This window comes from Mesorhizobium sp. WSM4813 (assembly GCF_055811555.1).
The window spans coordinates 16,478-31,595 of sequence record NZ_JBVVQU010000050.1; the positions used below are offsets into that span (position 1 = coordinate 16,478).

Below are 15,118 nucleotides of genomic sequence, written 5' to 3' on the forward strand. Positions count from 1 at the left end.
CGCCGCGCGACAGCCATCGCACTGTTGCGCGAAAGCCAAAACGATTGCCCTGATCAAACACGTACGGCGTGTGCTAGCTTCGCGAACATCACAGACGATCCGGGGTAATTTTTCCGATGACCAGTTTCTCTTCCCGCGTCGCTGTCGCTGCTGCCGCGATCCGCGAGATTTTTCCGGAAACGCCGCTGCAGGAAAACGATTATCTGTCGAAGAAGACCGGCGCGCGCGTGCTGCTGAAGCGCGAGGACCTGTCGCCGGTGCGCTCCTATAAGATCAGGGGCGCCTTCAATTTCTTCCGTAAGGCACTCGACGCCGGCAACGATGCCGAGCTGTTCGTTTGCGCTTCCGCCGGCAACCATGCGCAGGGCTTTGCCTTTGTGTGCCGTCATTTCGGCAGACGGGGTGTGGTGTTCATGCCGGTGACGACGCCGCAGCAAAAGATCGACAAGACGCGGCTGTTCGGTGGCGAGTTCGTCGAGATCAGGCTGGTCGGCGACTTTTTTGACGACTGCTACCGCGCCGCCTTCGAATTCACCGAAAGCGCCGGCGCGCACATGGTGCCGCCGTTCGACCACAAAGACATCATCGAGGGGCAGGCCACCGTCGCCTACGAGATATCAGGCCAGATGCCTGGCGCCCGGATGCCCGACATCATCATGCTTCCGGTCGGCGGCGGCGGGCTGGCGGCGGGTGTGACGCATTATTTCGCCGACCAGCGCCGCGACACGCGATTCGTCTTCTGCGAGCCGGCCGGCGCGCCAAGCCTGAGCGAGAGCCTCGCCACCGGCAAGCGCATCAAGCTTGCCAAGGTCGACAATTTCGTCGACGGCGCGGCGGTGGCCGAGATCGGCCGCGAGCCGTTGCGCCATCTCAGGGAGTTTGCCACTGAGGCCGTGCGGCTGATCCCGGAAAACCGGCTCTGCGCGACCATGATCGAGATGCTGAATGTCGAAGGCGTGGTGCTGGAGCCAGCCGGCGCACTGGCGATCGACGCGCTCAAGGATTTTTCGAAGAAGGAAATCAGGGGCAAGACCATCGTCGCGGTGGTTTCCGGCGGCAATTTCGATTTCGAGCGGCTGCCGGATGTGAAGGAAAGGGCGCTGCGTTTCGAGGGGCTGAAGAAGTACTTCATCATCCGCTTTCCGCAGCGGCCGGGCGCGCTGCGCGATTTCCTCGAATTGCTCGGGCCTGACGACGACATTGCCCGCTTCGAATATCTGAAGAAATCGGCGCGCAATTTCGGTTCGGTGCTGATCGGCATCGAAACCAAGGACCGCCGCAATTTCGATCTGCTCAACGAGAATTTCGAAGCCGAGGGCGTCCAGTATCAGGACATCACCGACAACGAGACGCTCGCCGGGTTCATCATATGAGCGCCCGAATATGAGTGAAGAGAAGAAAATCTTCGTTGCATTGTTTTCCGGCATCAATGTCGGCGGCAACCGCATCGTCAAGATGGCCGAACTTCGGTCGTTCTTCGAGGAACTCGGCTTTGGCGACGTCGTCACTTATGTGCAGAGCGGCAACGTCGTGTTCCGTTCGGCAAAGGGCGACGCGGCCACGCTGGCCAAACAGCTGGAAACGGCCTTCGAGAAGAAATGGGGATTTCACTCGCGCATCTTGGTGCGCGATTTCGGCTGGTTCGAGCGGCTGGTGGCGGACAATCCCTATCCGGAAGTTGCCGGGGAGCCGACGAAGCTCCACGCCTATGCGCTGGAGCGCGCTCCGACCGCCGACGAGGTCGCACGGCTGGCCGAAAAATGCACAGGTCCCGAACGGTTCGAGATCAGGGGCGACGTGCTTTACCTGCATTCACCGGAAGGCGTCGGCAAATCGGTGTTTGTCAACCTCATCCCGCGCACGCTGAAGGTGCCCGGCACCGCTCGCAACTGGCGCACGGTGCTGAAGCTGCTGGAGTCGGCCGGCTGAAGCGGCTGAAACGTGGTCGCCTACGCTGCCGAAGCCCTTTTCCAGTCGAACGTCAGCTCTTCGCGGAAAGCGAAGCGTTTGATGTGGTCGGCGACAACCGTTTGCAGGCGCTCCAGCGAGCCGGGTTCGTCAGCGGTTACCGCGATATGCAGCGCTGCCGGATCGGCATCCAGAACCGTGCGGCCCAGTGAGAGATCGACGGTGCCGTGGTTCGGATCGAACTCGACGGGAAACTTGTGCGCCCAGTGCTTGCAAAGCTGCTGCAGATAGCGGCTCGCATGTTCGGTGACGACATCGACATGGCTGGTCGGCATGAATGGATTTCTCCTGAGGCAAGATGTGCCAATTTCGGAAGCAGGCGCGATTGCCGGACAGATAGTCGCAATCTCGAGAAACGCCATAAAATGTCCGGCTTGGTCGTACCCGCTCTCGATCTTGTGATGATTACCAGCTTCCGGTGTTCGCCATCGACGCCCAGGGCTCGGCCTTGGCCTTGGCCGGGCCTTTCTGCAAAAGCTCGATCGATATGCCGTCCGGCGATTTGACGAAGGCCATGTTGCCGTCGCGCGGCGGCCGGTTGATCGTGACGCCCTTGTCCATCAGCCGCTGGCAGGTGGCGTAGATGTCGTCGACCTCGTAGGCGAGGTGGCCGAAATTGCGGCCGCCCTTGTAGTCTTCCGGATCCCAATTGTAGGTGAGCTCGATCAGCGGCGCCTTGTCGGCGATGCCGCTTTGCTCGTCCTCAGGCGCGGCGAGGAAGATCAGCGTGTAGCGCCCCTGTTCGTTTTCATGGCGGCGCACTTCCTTGAGGCCGAGCTTGTTGCAGTAGAAATCAAGCGATGCATCGATGTCGGCGACACGAACCATGGTGTGCAGGTAGCGCATGTGATTTTCCTCGAAATGTTGCGTTGGCGGCGGAACATAGGGGCCACCCGGCCAAAGGGCAATTCCCGATAGTCGGTCGTGTCGGCAAACAACGAATCCGGTATTCCTGCAATGAACCGTGAAAAAAGGCACGGCAGGTCTTGCACACACCGGAAGCGGCAGTGTTAATCTAACGTCAAGAATCAGTTGCGGTATTCTTGGAAAAAGGGGGGCGTTCTTATGGGGGAAAAGGCCTCTTTCATGGGGCGGGACGGAACCGGTAACGCCTTGCGAAGGGACGAGAGCGGCGATGCGGCCGATCTCGTCGAGATTGCGGGTGCCATCAAATGGTTCGACGTGGCCAAAGGCTACGGTTTCATTCTTCCCGATGACGGCGCTTCCGGCGATATTCTCCTCCATGTGACGTGTCTTCGAAAGGATGGTTTCCAGACCGCCCTGGAAGGCGCGCGCGTCGTCTGCCTCGTCAAGCAAGGCGAGCGCGGATTGCAGGCGTTCCGTGTGCTCTCGATGGATCTCACCACGGCGACCCATCCGGCGGAGATGCAGGAGCAGCGCACCCACGTGTCGGTGACACCGGAAAGCGGTCTCGAGCGGGCGCTGGTGAAATGGTTCAACCGCACCAAGGGGTTCGGTTTTCTGACCCGGGGCGAGGGCACCGAAGACATTTTCGTCCATATGGAGACGCTGCGTCGCTACGGCATCACCGAGCTCAGGCCGGGGCAGGTCGTACTGGTCCGCTTCGGGCGCGGCGACAAAGGCCTTATGGCTGCCGAAATTCACCCGGATATGGGTACCTTGCCGGTCTCGCATTAGGCTTCCATCCTGGTCGAATCGGGATGGGACCCTAGTGCTTTTTGCTTGACCATGATCTCCAGCGAAAACCGGGTTCCACTTTTTGGGATCATGGTCTACGACGATTTCCGGCCGAGGATTTTGCATGACTCACAGGAACTGGCTGACAACGGGCGCAGTCTGCGCCGCGATCGCCTTCGTCGTCGCCACCGGCGCTTTCTTCCATTCGCAGCAACCGGCTTCGGCAGACGGCCGGGCGATGATCCTTGCGGTCGACCCGCAGCCGCTGGTCGCGGTGACGAAAGCCGGCGAGCGCTCTTTCTCGATCGAAATCGCCGACACCTCCGCCGAGCGCGAGGCCGGCCTGATGTTTCGCGAGGAGATGGCCGACGATCATGGCATGCTGTTCGTGTTCGAGGAGCCTCGGGATGTGAGCTTCTGGATGAAGAACACGCCGATGCCGCTCGACCTGATCTTTGTCGGTCAGGACGGCAAGATCCGGGCGATCAAGCAAGGCGAGCCGCAATCCGAGGCGATGATCTCGCCCGGCGAGCCGGTTCGCTTCGTGCTGGAGCTCAAGGCGGGCACTGCCGCCAGGGGCGGCATCGAGGATGGCGACCTGTTGCGCCACCCGGCAATCGGCACTGCGCACAACTGAACGCCCAGGATCGTCGCAGATGCAGTTTTTCTCCCATGATGGTTTTGATCTTGCCTTCCTTGACCGCCAGCCGGCATCGGGGCAGGGCGATCCGGTGCTCATGATCCATGGCTTCGCCTCGACCCATTACGTCAACTGGGTATCGCCCGGCTGGTTCAAGGCGCTGAACGATGCCGGCTACCGCGCCATCGCCTTCGACAATCGCGGCCATGGCGCCTCGTCGAAGAGCTATGAAGAGGCCGATTATACGCCCGCAAAAATGGCTTCCGACGGGGCAGCGTTGCTGAACCATCTCGGCATCGAACGCGCCCATGTCATGGGCTATTCGATGGGCGCGCGGATATCGGCGTTCCTGGCCCTTTCCGATCCGGACAAAGTGGCGACGCTGGTCTTCGGCGGTCTCGGCGTCGGCATGGTCGACGGCGTCGGCGACTGGGATCCGATCGCCGCCGCCCTTCTCGCCGACGATCCCGATACCACCAGCCATCTGCGCGGCCGCTCGTTTCGCGCCTTCGCCGACCAGACCCGCAGCGACCGCCGGGCGCTGGCCGCCTGCATCGCCACCTCGCGGGAATTGCTGGCCGAGGCCGACATTGCACGCATCGCCCAGCCGACGTTGATCGCCCTCGGCACCAATGACGATATCGGCGGTTCGCCCGACGAACTGGCCGCCTTGATGCCGAACGCCAGGGCTTTTCACATCGAGGGCCGCGACCACATGCTCGCCGTCGGCGACAAGACCTTCAAGCGGCGGGTGCTGGAGTTCTATGCCGAAAATCCGCTGTGAACTGGCGACAGTGCATTGCCACCATTTGGGAAAGCGCGCTGTCGGGCGCGATCGCAACAGGCGGCTAGTCGTGAAAGCCTGACGCTACCGCTCAGGGTGGAAAGCTGGATATTCGCTTCGTTAGGGTTAAGGCATGACGTTCGACCCACTACTGATCACCCTCGTTGTGCCAGCGGTCCTAATCGTCGGCGCCGCGATTGGTTTGCGGTTTGGGCTTCCCCTCTGGATCGCCCTCTCCATGACCGGGATTGTTCTGGCTGTGGGCGGATATGTTCTTCGTGGAGGTGTTAATCAAAGCTGCCTCATCGACCAGAGCGAGTGCGTTGGCACAACAGCTACCGCCTATGTCATTTCGGCATTCTGGTTCATGGCCGTTGCAATACTAATAGTCAGTGCGGCCCGGAACATGCGAAAACATCGCGGGCGCGCAACACGCAAGCCTTAAGGGTCCACAAAAGGTCGAACCCCTGCCACTAGAACCTCTCTGAGTCATGCCTTAAGCGCTTCGATCGACCGCGCCATGTTTTGCCGAGCCTGAGCCTCGAACCGCTGCCGGAACTCCTCGGTGTGGAAGATGCGAGGGCGGGCGAGGAAACTCTTCAGGACAGCACTGCGGCCGGCGCGCCACATCGGCTCTTCCACCCAGCCATATTCGCGGCGCACCGCCTGTTCATAGGCATCGAAGGCATCGGGCGGCGCCCCCAGGATCGCCAGGTCAAAATCGAGGAACAGCGCTGCGTCGCGGACGGCAGTCTCGTCGTCAAAGTCCGGTAATTCATGCGTGGCGGTGGCTGATATCATCGCCGTGATGCGGCCAAGGCGCTGCGCATCGGTGCGGCCGGCGAGCTTTTTCTCGGCGAGGGCGGCACTCCTCGCCTCATTGTCCTTGGCCCGGCTGTCGTAGATGGCGTCGTGGAACCATATCGCCGCCTCGACCGCCTTGGGGTCGTGCAGGGATGCCCGATAGTCGTCGGCCAGCGCCAGCATCGCCTTGATATGGGCAAAGCTGTGATAGTGGCGGCCTTCGGCCCGATAGAGCACGGAAAGCTCGTGCTTCAGCGGCTCGTCGATCAAGGGTTCGTTTTCCATGGCCGCTTGAATTTCCGTGAACCAAATCCATTTGACAAAGCACTAAGGAAAATTGAGTTCAACCGTGCTACGATCTGGCTTATATGTGCGGCCGGAGAATAGGCAACCCGCCAAGCCGGATTAGACGGCCGGAGACCATTGATGAACAGCGTTACGATTGCCCGCCCGACCATGGTGAAGCCGATCGATCCGATCTGGCGCTCGATCCGCGACGAAGCGATGGAGGCGGTCAACCGCGATCCGCTGCTGGCGGCGTTCCTCTATTCGACCATCCTCAACCAGGAAAGCCTGGAGGAGGCGGTCATCCATCGGCTGGCCGAGCGGCTCGCCCATCAGGATATCGGTTCCGATCTCATCCGCCAGACATTCAAGGCGATGGCAGCCGACGACAAGGACTGGGCGTCGACGGTGCGTGTCGACATCCAGGCCTATTACGACCGCGATCCGGCCTGCGACCGCTTCATCATGCCGGTGCTCTATTTCAAGGGCTTTCACGCCATCCAGACCCACCGGCTGGCGCATTGGCTGTGGAACCAGGGCCGCCAGGACTTCGCGCTCTACCTGCAGAGCCGGTCGTCCTCGGTGTTCCAGACCGACATCAACCCGGCCGCCCGCATCGGCAAGGGCATCTTCCTCGACCACGCCACCGGCCTCGTCGTCGGCCAGACGGCGGTGATTGAGGACGACGTGTCCATCCTGCACGGCGTGACGCTGGGCGGCACCGGCAAGGCCGGCGGCGACCGCCATCCAAAAATCCGCTATGGCGTGCTGATCGGCGCCGGCGCCAAGATCCTCGGCAACATCGAAGTCGGCCATTGCTCGAAGATCGCGGCAGGCTCGGTGGTGCTGTCGCCGGTGCCCCACAACAAGACGGTTGCCGGCGTGCCGGCACGCGTCGTCGGTGAGACCGGCTGCGACCAGCCTTCGCGGCAGATGGACCAGCTTTTGCCGTCGCAGACGATGGACCACGTCGTCAGCTTCGATATTTGATTTCAAGGCGCTCAGACATACGGCTGAACTCCGATTGTGCGCTCCGGTGGGGTGGCGTCTGGTTCTCTCGCCAGGACAATCGCTTCAGACCAATCATCGATGTCGGCACCGCCCCTCATCTGCCTGCCGGCATCTTCTCCCCGTATAGTGACGGGGAGAAGGGGCTGGCCGCGACCTCGGCACCCTTTCTGCGACGCTGGAGATTGGCGAAATTCTTGGCGAAGGCGTCCTTCTCCCCGTCACTATACGGGGAGAAGTGCCTGGCAGGCGATGAGGGGCAGCGCAGACTTGAGGCGATTACCCAGGTTCTGTCGCCGGCTTGCCTTTACATCGCCATTGTCGACGTGCCAGAAGCGCGCTCAAACGAGCAAGACCGACGATCGGAGAAGACTTTTGAAGCCGGACGAAATCAGAAAGCTGGACGCCTATTTCAAGCGCGTCTTCCAGAACCCCAAGCTTGAAGTGAAGGCGCGGCCGCGCAAGGACGATTCGGCCGAGGTCTATGTCGGCGACGAATTCCTCGGCATCGTCTTCAAGGACGAGGACGACGGCGACTATAATTTCTCGATGGCGATCCTCGACATCGATCTGGCCTGAGTCGGAGTTTCCGGTTACGGCAGGCGCCCCGTCATCCCTGCCGCGGAGAAGGGGGCGCTAATCTCCGCCTTTTGCGATTTTGCCCCCAAAACGCGTCGCATAATCCTATAGACACGCCGCGTAATCCCTTCAGACACAATGCGTTAGCGCCCGGTCTTCAGCATACGCGCAGCCTCGGCGGCGATGGCTGCGTCGAGCGCCTGCCAGTCGCCCAGAAATTCCATGGGAAAGCGGTAGGTGAGGCTGAGATTGTCGCCGACCAGAATGTCGCGTTCGCAGGGCGCCAGCGATTGCGCAGCACTCGGGCCGCCCAGGCAGCGGGCCACGAACGGGTTCTTGCCCCGGCGATCGGCGACCGCCAGCACCTCGTTGAAATAGCCTGATTTTTCGGTGAAGCCGTAGAGCGTCGTGCCGCCCGGGCCGGGCGTGCCGGGTTCGACGATCAGGGCGCTGTAGATCGGCGCGAAGCGGCCGCTCATGTCGCGCGACATTATCTGCCGTTCGAACGACAGGAAGACGATGTCCTTGCTCGATCCGGTGTGGTTGAAATCGTCGCGGGCGGCCTCGCTGTAGCCGTCCATCTCGGGATAGCGCAGATAGAGGTCGAGCCGCGAGGCGATGCCGTCGCGCCGGGCCTGGTCGAAGCGGATGACGTTGGCCGGCACGGCGATGACATTGTTGCCGATCACCACCTCGTGGATTGTCGTGTCGTCGGTGTATCCGGCCATGGCGATCGAGCGGCCGAGCCATTTGCCGCCAAGGCTGATCGCCACCGAAAGCATTGCCAGCGCCGCGAACACGTAGAACACCCGCTTCATCAGCTTGGAATCGACGACGGTGAGTTGCGGACTGTTGGCGGTGGCTGCCTGCTTCATCGCGATCCCCAATTTCGGCCGCCTGTCCCAAGATGTCCCATGGGCGTCCCCTGGGGACGTCCCTCTTGGGGTGTGCGTAGGCGGCACATGTGGCGCGGCACGGCTCTTGCAACGGCGCCTGTCGAACACGACTGTGCGATTTCATGGTAAATGGAAGGTAAAGATGGGTCCGGTCGAATACACACTCTTTGCTTTTATGATTGGCCTGACGGCGTGCGGCCTGGCCGGATCGGCTATGGAGCTGATATCAGGCCGCCGGCTTGCCTTCGTCGAGCCCTATGTGTCGCCGGCGCATGTGCTGCGCTCGCTCTTCGCGACGGCCTGCGCCGGGCCCCTGATGTTCGCCAACGAAGCCCTGGACGCCTGGCGGCAAGGCCGCATTTCCGCCCCGGCGCTGATCTCTTGCGGTTGCACCGCTACGGTCTGGGCGTTGGCGTTGGGCGTCGCGCTGATCGACATTGCATCCCGAGCGGGCATTCTCCTAGGTTCGGCTGATTTTTCAGCGTGAGACGATTCGGAGGCGAAAAATGCCGCTCTATGCGATCGACGGAAAGGCGCCCGGTTTCGAGGACGCAGACAGCAACTGGATCGCGCCCGACGCGACATTGATCGGCGATGTCAGGGTCGGCCGCAATGCAGGTTTCTGGTTCGGCGTCGTCATCCGCGGCGACAACGAGCCGATCGTTATCGGCGCTGATACCAATGTGCAGGAGCACACGGTCATGCATACCGACGTCGGTTTTCCCCTGACCATCGGGCAAAGCTGCACGATCGGCCACCGGGCCTTGCTGCATGGCTGCGCGATCGGCGACAACAGCCTGATCGGCATGGGCGCCATCGTGCTGAACGGCGCAAAAATCGGCAAGAACTCGCTGGTCGGCGCCGGCGCTCTGGTCACCGAAGGCAAGGAATTCCCCGACAATTCGCTGATCATCGGCTCGCCCGCGCGTTTTATGCGAGAGCTGGACGATGCTGCGGTCGCCAGGCTGCGCGCTTCGGCCGCGCACTACGTCGCCAACGGCAAACGCTTCAAGGCGGGGCTGACGAAGGCCTGAGGCCAGCCTTGCTCATATCTTCGGCTATACGGTTCACTGGCATCGTCGCACAACTCACCGTCCATTGGAGCCGCGCCTAGTCATCGCATCGCGCAGCAACGAAGCGCCGGCTTCAAAGCCGGCATTGTCGGCGTCCTCGATGGCTGTCGTATAGTCGTCGATGCGGGTTTCGAGCGATGGGTCGGCGCCCGCCGCCAACAGCAGGCGGATGGCATCGACGCTACGGGTGGCGACCGCATAGTGAAGCGGCGTCCAGTCGTTTACGCCCCGCATGTTGAGGTCCGCGCCACCATCGATCAGGATCCGGACGATTTCCAGTCTGTCAGCCCGGTCGGTGGAGAGCGCCGCGATGATTGCCGGAAAACCGCCGTGGTGGTGATAGTTCGGGTCCGAGCCCGCATCCAGTAAGGTCGAGATGAAAGCGGTGGGGCTCCAATAGATCGCATATTCCAGTGGATGCCCAAGGCCGAGTTCAAAAGGCATCTGCTCTTCGAACCAGCAGGGTGAGCCGCCGAGAGCCACACCGAGGGCCTCGAAGTCGCCCGCCTTGAATGCGTCGTCGATGGCTTTGAACATCCGGTGGCGCTCGCACCGATCTTCCGGGATTTCCAACATCGCAGCGATCCGGAGGTTGAAATTGACGGTTCATACCGCATCGGTCAATACCCTTGGAAAGCTGGACCGAGCCAAGAGTTTCTGGCTCTGTTCCGATGTCCGTAGCGGCCGTGGTCTTCCGATGGATCGTCTGACGTTACACCATTTCAACAAGTGGTGACACGTGAGCGGATGCCATTTCCGGGCCCTTACTCGCTTTCGGGCGTGCCGCTGGTACGTGGCCGGCGATAGCACTTTACCCATTCGATGCCGGGTTAGATTGCAAAACTTGCACGCCGCAACAAGGTTCTCTTGTACGTCCTCGCCGCCGTCCATCCGGGGGTTCAGATGTTCCGCGGTGCAGCGGAAGCGGTCGAGCGATCCAACAGGGAGATGATAACGCTCTGAAAACAGCGTCGGGTCTCCATCCCACATCTGAAAACCACAGTAGAAGCATCGCCAATTTTGCTTCTTGGCCTGCACGGTTCTGAGTTTTGCTTATTTGTTTGAATTATTCAATTCACACATCCCTTTGCTTCATCAACATGAAGCGGATGTGCAGCAACCTGTAAGCGATTGCTCCTTATTCAGAAGGGACAAGCCCTCGCACTAGACGGCACCCGTAAGAGTGCCACTCCGCAGTATTAAAGCGGTAGATGCCGAACTTGAGATCGGCTTCCATACAGTCACCAATTACGGATCCCAGACGAATTAGAGAACGTCTCCACGATTCTTTCAATACTTCAAAATTTGGCGACGCTCAAGTCGAGTTCTGCTATCTGTCGAGTTCTGCTATCTGGGCTTCTTCGGGTCTCTCCCGAAAAGGTGGAGCCGGCCCGGGACGGGGCCGGCTCCTAAAACCCGGTCGTGGGGGCGGGGAGGGTGGGGACTCGACCGGGTTTTTGCATCGCGTCCTTAGCGGACGCTGGCGACCGCGTCGGAGCGGCCGTCGTTGATCGTTACCCAAGCGCCCGAATTCTGGCTCGATTGGCGCTTCAGGTAGGTGTAGTCGGTGGCGGTCCAGGACAGCACCCTGGTTTCCAGATTGTCGAGGATGAACTCTCCGAGGCTGGTGCGCACGGTCAGCACCGCGTGGCCGTCTCCGTTCGGCTGGCGCGCAACCGTCATCAGCAGGTCGCCGGCCGGGACGCCGATGCTCATCAGGGCGCGGCGCTTCGCCAGCGCATAGTCCTCGCAGTCGCCGAACCCGCTGTTGGGATAGGACCAGACTTCTTCTTTGCCCCACAGTTCCATGTCGGTGCGCGGCGCGATCTTGCCGTTGACCGAATTGTTGATGCTCACGATCTTCGCCCACAGCTTGCGGGTCAGCTCGATCGGCGCCTGCTTCGGCGTCCGCTGATTGCATTCCTGCGGAATCTGCTGACAGAACTCGTAATGGCCGACCGGCTGTGTGGTGCGGCTGCCGGTGTGCATGAACGCAGGTCCCGCTGCGTACGCCGTTCCCCAGGCGGTAAGCTGCATCGCCATTGCCAAGAGCAACAGCTTGCCCCTCGTCTTCTTCATCGTCCAGTCTCCCCGTTTGAGGAGACAATGACACGATTGGATTTATTCGACGCAAAAGCTCGAAGTAGACATTAAGTAAAACTCCTATAGAATAAACATAAAATTTGAATCATTTCAGTATAAAATTGTTCAGGCGTTCTCGCGGAGCCGTATCGGCCGGCGCGGCGCCTTGGCGCGGCATCGGGGCAACAAAAAAACCGGCCGAAATGGGCCGGTCGCTTGCGGTAATGTGCGCTGTTTGTCAGGTGCCGGATGCGTTGAATTCGGAATCGAGCGTTTCCGGCCGCTGGATGACGGCGAACTCGATGGCGACGCCGTCCTCGAAATGGCGCACCACTTGGCCGCGCATCGTGCCGAGCATGACCTGGATGCCGATTGCCGGCTTGACGTCGATCTCGACCGCGGCGCCCGAAAGCGACAGGTCGATGATGCGGCATTGGTACTGGCGCCCGTCACTGAGCTGAAGCACGCTGGTCGGATTGCGCGGCGCCACGCGTTCGTGACGACGATCTTCCGGCAGATCGAGCTCGTGCTTGTTGGCAAGCCAGGTCAATTGCGCTGCAAGCTTGTCCTTCTTGCGTTCCGAGGCGATGACCGTCATCGCGAAACCATCCTGCAAGATGCGGGTAACGACGCCTTCGATGCGGCCGATGTGATCGATATAGGCGATGACTTTCTCGCCCGGCATGCCGATGCGCTCGGTGCGAAGCGCCACATTGCCCGGCGACATGTCGACCACCTGGCACGGATGTTCGGTGCGATCCTCCAGCATGAAGCGTCCGTAGATTTTCACGCGAACGCGCTGAAAGTTACGCCTTTCAGCTCGGGACGGCGCGGTGTCGACCGCCGCTGACCTCATGACTGCCTACACCCCGTCTGGCATTCCGCGCGTTGATGCGAGGAACTTCGTCAGAAAGCTACAGCAAAGCAGGTTAACAAAGGGGAAAGCCTGACACCGCTACTTTAGCGTTCTGGATTATTCACCGCGCCCGCCGTCGAACACGACCAGATGGCGGATGCGACGCGCCTGGCCGAGCGCCGAAATCGTCTGGGGCGGATCGAGTTCCGACGGGACAAGCGAAGGAACGTCGATGGCCGGCCGGTTCTTGGCGAATGTCGATTCATTCTCCGGATCGACGACACGGATCGAATCGATCAGGGCGTCGGCGATCGGATCCGCGCCCAGCCAGAAGGGTTTTTCAGCGGCGCTTATCACGCCGAGGCAGCGCGGATTTTCGACGCCGCCGTCGAGCGGCAGGGCGAGCAGTTCGAACTTGGTGGAGCGGTCGGTGCGGCTGAAACCTTCATAAGTGATGAGCACTACGGATTTCTGATCGAAGACGCCGTGGATCAGTTTTGAGACAAGCCGCTGGTCCCTCTCGCGCCACAGCGACGGAAAGGAAAACCCCTTGAGTTCACGGCCATAGACCGCGCAAAGTCTGGTGCCGGCGAGCCGGAATACCGCTTCGCCGCGAGTATCCTTTTCCAGGATGAAGGTGTCGGCCAGCAGCGACTTGATGTCGGCTGGCTCGACTTCCGAACGCTTCGGGGCAGGGCGCCCGTCACGCAGCCGGTTCCAATAATGGAACAGCGTGATCGATCCGTTCTGGTTCATGCTGTGCTGCTCCGCGCAATCTGTCGTCTGATGTCCCATCGGTGAACAGAAGGGCGCCCTCCGAGGACCTACATGCGTTGCGGAGCAGGATGCGTGCCAGCATCGTTAACACTTGTTCACGGGTCGGGGTCGTTAAGGTTAACAAGTGGTTTACGTTGCGCCCCGCCGACGCACGTGGCACGCTAAAACCACTCCAGAAGCGGTCGTTTCGCAGCGATCGGCAGCAGTTCAGTCAAGAGTTTGGGGGAGCACGGGGGCTCGACCAGCCGTTCAAGGGCAACCTTGGACGGCTTCTTTTTGATTCGCGCCAGTTTTGATTCGCCCCAGCTTTGATTGCGAGGGGCGATTCGCCCCTTTGTGAATCGGGTGACCGTGATCTACATGCTCGCGAAGTCGAATCCAGCGACTGAGTGCGAGCCATATGAGCGAACCAGCAAGCCCATCGGAAATCGAACAGGGCGAGGGCGGCCGCGAGCCGGAGCCGCGCCGCGAGCCGGTATTCAACATGCCGCCTGTTGTGCTGGCGCTGATCGGGATCTGCGTTGTCGTTCATCTGATCCGGCTCTACTGGCTCACCGAGGACCAGGATTTCTCCCTGCTTATCCGGACCGCCTTCATTCCGATCCGCTATTCCGGTCGCTTCGACCTCGATTTCCACGCGTTTTCGAGCCCCTTCACCTATGCCTTCCTGCATGGCGGCTTTGCTCATCTTGCCGTCAACATGGTGTGGCTGGCGGCTTTCGGCTCACCGCTGGCGAACCGCTTCGGCGCGCTTCGTTTCAGCCTGTTCTTCGCGGCGACGGGGCTGGCGGCGGTGGTGCTGTTCTGGGCCGTGCATCCGCTCGGCCAGGCGCCGCTGGTCGGCGCATCGGGCGCGATTTCCGGCATGATGGGGGCCGCCGCCCGCTTTGGCTTCCGCACCGACCGCTCGTCCGGCAAAGCCGCCTTCGCCGGCGCGCCGCTGCCGATGGCGGCGGTGTTCCGCTCGCGCGGCGTTGTGACTTTTCTTGCCATCTGGATGGTGATCAATCTCGCCACCGGCCTCGTTGCCTTCGCGCCCGGCATCGACAGCCAGATCGCCTGGGAGGCTCATATTGGCGGTTTCGTCGCCGGCTTTTTCGGGCTGCGCGCTTTTGATCGACGGCAGCAGCCGGACGAGTTCAGGGCTTGAGCCTCGCCGCACTTGAAAAGCAATCGATCGCGGCGCACGATGTCTGGCACTATCGAAAGCCGGTCAGGGCAGGAACCGGCAAGTAAAACTGAGGAGGACGCCATGACTGTTAAGGCAATTCTCGAGCAGAAAGGCCATGACGTGTTGACGCTCGGGCCGAACGAAAAGCTGAGCGAGGCCATTCGTATCCTGGCCGAACACAGGATCGGTGCGCTGGTCATCACCAATGGCGATCACAAGATTGTCGGCATTCTTTCCGAGCGCGATGTCGTGCGGGTCCTCGCCAGGGAAGGAGCCGCCGCCCTGGATATCGCGGTGCGTTCGGCAATGACGCCCAAGGTGAAGATCTGTAATGAGAACCACACCGTCAATGAGGTCATGGAGATCATGACCAGTGGCCGTTTCCGCCATCTGCCGGTGGAAAAGGACGGCCTGCTCGACGGCATCGTATCAATAGGCGATGTGGTCAAGCGGCGCATCGAGGATGTCGAGCGCGAGGCCGCGGAGATCAGGGCCTACATCGCGACGGCGTGACGCCTTATTTCTTCAGCCGGCCG

The 15,118-nt window shown here is 61.1% G+C and carries 21 protein-coding genes; 12 read left to right on the forward strand and 9 right to left on the reverse strand.

All coding sequences use genetic code 11. From position 1 onward, the window contains the following. Positions 1-116 precede the first annotated feature (116 nt). Together ilvA and AC0L25_RS24590 are read left to right on the forward strand one after the other, a co-directional pair. Positions 117-1,373: a threonine ammonia-lyase IlvA gene (gene ilvA / locus AC0L25_RS24585; RefSeq protein WP_473597892.1), complete on the forward strand. Its 1,257-nt coding sequence runs from the start codon at positions 117-119 to the stop codon at positions 1,371-1,373. A 10-nt stretch (positions 1,374-1,383) separates the two neighbouring features. After that, complete coding sequence (locus tag AC0L25_RS24590; RefSeq protein WP_473597893.1) at positions 1,384-1,929, forward strand: DUF1697 domain-containing protein; 546 nt, start codon at positions 1,384-1,386, stop codon at positions 1,927-1,929. Between the two features lie 20 nt (positions 1,930-1,949). Here the strand turns inward: AC0L25_RS24590 and AC0L25_RS24595 are convergent, their stop codons facing one another. Together AC0L25_RS24595 and gloA are read right to left on the reverse strand one after the other, a co-directional pair. Next, positions 1,950-2,243: a DUF2218 domain-containing protein gene (locus AC0L25_RS24595; protein ID WP_473597894.1), complete on the reverse strand. Its 294-nt coding sequence runs from the start codon at positions 2,241-2,243 to the stop codon at positions 1,950-1,952. Between the two features lie 130 nt (positions 2,244-2,373). Beyond that, positions 2,374-2,814 (reverse strand): lactoylglutathione lyase, encoded by a 441-nt coding sequence (gene gloA, locus AC0L25_RS24600; RefSeq protein WP_473597895.1) that lies wholly within the window; start codon positions 2,812-2,814, stop codon positions 2,374-2,376. A 219-nt stretch (positions 2,815-3,033) separates the two neighbouring features. Between gloA and AC0L25_RS24605 the strand changes: the two genes are divergently transcribed. The 4 genes from AC0L25_RS24605 to AC0L25_RS24620 all read left to right on the forward strand — a co-directional run bounded on the left by AC0L25_RS24605 (position 3,034) and on the right by AC0L25_RS24620 (position 5,496). Further along, the gene (locus tag AC0L25_RS24605; protein WP_473597896.1) at positions 3,034-3,627 is read left to right on the forward strand and encodes a cold-shock protein; all 594 of its coding nucleotides are present in this window, start codon (positions 3,034-3,036) and stop codon (positions 3,625-3,627) included. Between the two features lie 124 nt (positions 3,628-3,751). Beyond that, positions 3,752-4,264 carry a DUF192 domain-containing protein gene (locus AC0L25_RS24610; RefSeq protein ID WP_473597897.1) on the forward strand — a complete coding sequence of 171 codons (513 nt, stop codon included), beginning with the start codon at positions 3,752-3,754 and terminating at the stop codon, positions 4,262-4,264. Between the two features lie 19 nt (positions 4,265-4,283). Then, a complete protein-coding gene (locus AC0L25_RS24615; protein WP_473597898.1) occupies positions 4,284-5,051 on the forward strand; it encodes an alpha/beta fold hydrolase in 768 nt (255 codons plus the stop codon). Between the two features lie 133 nt (positions 5,052-5,184). Further along, complete coding sequence (locus AC0L25_RS24620; protein ID WP_473597899.1) at positions 5,185-5,496, forward strand: hypothetical protein; 312 nt, start codon at positions 5,185-5,187, stop codon at positions 5,494-5,496. A gap of 44 nt (positions 5,497-5,540) precedes the next feature. Here AC0L25_RS24620 and AC0L25_RS24625 read toward each other — a convergent pair whose 3' ends face one another. Next, positions 5,541-6,140, reverse strand: coding sequence for an HD domain-containing protein (locus AC0L25_RS24625; RefSeq protein ID WP_473597900.1), 600 nt, complete (start codon positions 6,138-6,140; stop codon positions 5,541-5,543). Positions 6,141-6,281: 141 nt separating this feature from the next. On the opposite strand from AC0L25_RS24625, the gene cysE reads away from it, so the two are divergent. Both cysE and AC0L25_RS24635 read left to right on the forward strand, forming a co-directional pair. After that, on the forward strand, positions 6,282-7,130 hold the full coding sequence (gene cysE / locus AC0L25_RS24630) for a serine O-acetyltransferase (RefSeq protein ID WP_095489508.1): 849 nt from the start codon (positions 6,282-6,284) through the stop codon (positions 7,128-7,130). Positions 7,131-7,523: 393 nt separating this feature from the next. Then, entirely contained in the window at positions 7,524-7,727 is a 204-nt protein-coding gene (locus tag AC0L25_RS24635) for a DUF3126 family protein (RefSeq protein WP_013531334.1), read from the forward strand. Between the two features lie 143 nt (positions 7,728-7,870). On the opposite strand, the gene AC0L25_RS24640 is transcribed toward AC0L25_RS24635, so the two are convergent. After that, on the reverse strand, positions 7,871-8,602 hold the full coding sequence (locus AC0L25_RS24640) for a hypothetical protein (protein WP_473597901.1): 732 nt from the start codon (positions 8,600-8,602) through the stop codon (positions 7,871-7,873). A 163-nt stretch (positions 8,603-8,765) separates the two neighbouring features. On the opposite strand from AC0L25_RS24640, the gene AC0L25_RS24645 reads away from it, so the two are divergent. Both AC0L25_RS24645 and AC0L25_RS24650 read left to right on the forward strand, forming a co-directional pair. Beyond that, a complete protein-coding gene (locus tag AC0L25_RS24645; protein ID WP_473597902.1) occupies positions 8,766-9,110 on the forward strand; it encodes a DUF6949 family protein in 345 nt (114 codons plus the stop codon). 19 nt (positions 9,111-9,129) lie between these two features. Then, positions 9,130-9,657, forward strand: coding sequence for a gamma carbonic anhydrase family protein (locus tag AC0L25_RS24650; RefSeq protein ID WP_473597903.1), 528 nt, complete (start codon positions 9,130-9,132; stop codon positions 9,655-9,657). Positions 9,658-9,711: 54 nt separating this feature from the next. On the opposite strand, the gene AC0L25_RS24655 is transcribed toward AC0L25_RS24650, so the two are convergent. The 5 genes from AC0L25_RS24655 to AC0L25_RS24675 form a co-directional block, all read right to left on the reverse strand. After that, positions 9,712-10,272 carry an ankyrin repeat domain-containing protein gene (locus AC0L25_RS24655; RefSeq protein ID WP_473597904.1) on the reverse strand — a complete coding sequence of 187 codons (561 nt, stop codon included), beginning with the start codon at positions 10,270-10,272 and terminating at the stop codon, positions 9,712-9,714. 30 nt (positions 10,273-10,302) lie between these two features. Continuing rightward, on the reverse strand, positions 10,303-10,686 hold the full coding sequence (locus tag AC0L25_RS24660; RefSeq protein WP_473597924.1) for an HNH endonuclease: 384 nt from the start codon (positions 10,684-10,686) through the stop codon (positions 10,303-10,305). Positions 10,687-11,166: 480 nt separating this feature from the next. After that, entirely contained in the window at positions 11,167-11,775 is a 609-nt protein-coding gene (locus AC0L25_RS24665) for a transglutaminase-like cysteine peptidase (protein WP_473597905.1), read from the reverse strand. Between the two features lie 241 nt (positions 11,776-12,016). Beyond that, positions 12,017-12,634 (reverse strand): PilZ domain-containing protein, encoded by a 618-nt coding sequence (locus tag AC0L25_RS24670; RefSeq protein WP_095492016.1) that lies wholly within the window; start codon positions 12,632-12,634, stop codon positions 12,017-12,019. A gap of 117 nt (positions 12,635-12,751) precedes the next feature. Beyond that, positions 12,752-13,390: a PAS domain-containing protein gene (locus AC0L25_RS24675; RefSeq protein ID WP_473597906.1), complete on the reverse strand. Its 639-nt coding sequence runs from the start codon at positions 13,388-13,390 to the stop codon at positions 12,752-12,754. 421 nt (positions 13,391-13,811) lie between these two features. Here AC0L25_RS24675 and AC0L25_RS24680 point away from each other — a divergent pair, with 421 nt between their 5' ends. Then, a complete protein-coding gene (locus tag AC0L25_RS24680) occupies positions 13,812-14,561 on the forward strand; it encodes a rhomboid family intramembrane serine protease (protein ID WP_473597907.1) in 750 nt (249 codons plus the stop codon). Positions 14,562-14,663: 102 nt separating this feature from the next. Further along, a complete protein-coding gene (locus AC0L25_RS24685) occupies positions 14,664-15,095 on the forward strand; it encodes a CBS domain-containing protein (RefSeq protein ID WP_023798170.1) in 432 nt (143 codons plus the stop codon). The last annotated feature ends 23 nt before the right edge of the window (positions 15,096-15,118 follow it).

Excerpts from the sequence above, each read along its gene's own strand:
- ilvA (WP_473597892.1), top strand. The coding sequence starts at position 117 with ATGACCAGTTTCTCTTCCCGCGTCGCTGTCGCTGCTGCCGCGATCCGC.
- AC0L25_RS24590 (WP_473597893.1), top strand. The coding sequence starts at position 1,384 with ATGAGTGAAGAGAAGAAAATCTTCGTTGCATTGTTTTCCGGCATCAAT.
- AC0L25_RS24595 (WP_473597894.1), bottom strand. The coding sequence starts at position 2,243 with ATGCCGACCAGCCATGTCGATGTCGTCACCGAACATGCGAGCCGCTAT.
- gloA (WP_473597895.1), bottom strand. The coding sequence starts at position 2,814 with ATGCGCTACCTGCACACCATGGTTCGTGTCGCCGACATCGATGCATCG.
- AC0L25_RS24605 (WP_473597896.1), top strand. The coding sequence starts at position 3,034 with ATGGGGGAAAAGGCCTCTTTCATGGGGCGGGACGGAACCGGTAACGCC.
- AC0L25_RS24610 (WP_473597897.1), top strand. The coding sequence starts at position 3,752 with ATGACTCACAGGAACTGGCTGACAACGGGCGCAGTCTGCGCCGCGATC.
- AC0L25_RS24615 (WP_473597898.1), top strand. The coding sequence starts at position 4,284 with ATGCAGTTTTTCTCCCATGATGGTTTTGATCTTGCCTTCCTTGACCGC.
- AC0L25_RS24620 (WP_473597899.1), top strand. The coding sequence starts at position 5,185 with ATGACGTTCGACCCACTACTGATCACCCTCGTTGTGCCAGCGGTCCTA.
- AC0L25_RS24625 (WP_473597900.1), bottom strand. The coding sequence starts at position 6,140 with ATGGAAAACGAACCCTTGATCGACGAGCCGCTGAAGCACGAGCTTTCC.
- cysE (WP_095489508.1), top strand. The coding sequence starts at position 6,282 with ATGAACAGCGTTACGATTGCCCGCCCGACCATGGTGAAGCCGATCGAT.
- AC0L25_RS24640 (WP_473597901.1), bottom strand. The coding sequence starts at position 8,602 with ATGAAGCAGGCAGCCACCGCCAACAGTCCGCAACTCACCGTCGTCGAT.
- AC0L25_RS24645 (WP_473597902.1), top strand. The coding sequence starts at position 8,766 with ATGGGTCCGGTCGAATACACACTCTTTGCTTTTATGATTGGCCTGACG.
- AC0L25_RS24650 (WP_473597903.1), top strand. The coding sequence starts at position 9,130 with ATGCCGCTCTATGCGATCGACGGAAAGGCGCCCGGTTTCGAGGACGCA.
- AC0L25_RS24655 (WP_473597904.1), bottom strand. The coding sequence starts at position 10,272 with ATGTTGGAAATCCCGGAAGATCGGTGCGAGCGCCACCGGATGTTCAAA.
- AC0L25_RS24660 (WP_473597924.1), bottom strand. The coding sequence starts at position 10,686 with ATGTGGGATGGAGACCCGACGCTGTTTTCAGAGCGTTATCATCTCCCT.
- AC0L25_RS24665 (WP_473597905.1), bottom strand. The coding sequence starts at position 11,775 with ATGAAGAAGACGAGGGGCAAGCTGTTGCTCTTGGCAATGGCGATGCAG.
- AC0L25_RS24670 (WP_095492016.1), bottom strand. The coding sequence starts at position 12,634 with ATGAGGTCAGCGGCGGTCGACACCGCGCCGTCCCGAGCTGAAAGGCGT.
- AC0L25_RS24675 (WP_473597906.1), bottom strand. The coding sequence starts at position 13,390 with ATGAACCAGAACGGATCGATCACGCTGTTCCATTATTGGAACCGGCTG.
- AC0L25_RS24680 (WP_473597907.1), top strand. The coding sequence starts at position 13,812 with ATGAGCGAACCAGCAAGCCCATCGGAAATCGAACAGGGCGAGGGCGGC.
- AC0L25_RS24685 (WP_023798170.1), top strand. The coding sequence starts at position 14,664 with ATGACTGTTAAGGCAATTCTCGAGCAGAAAGGCCATGACGTGTTGACG.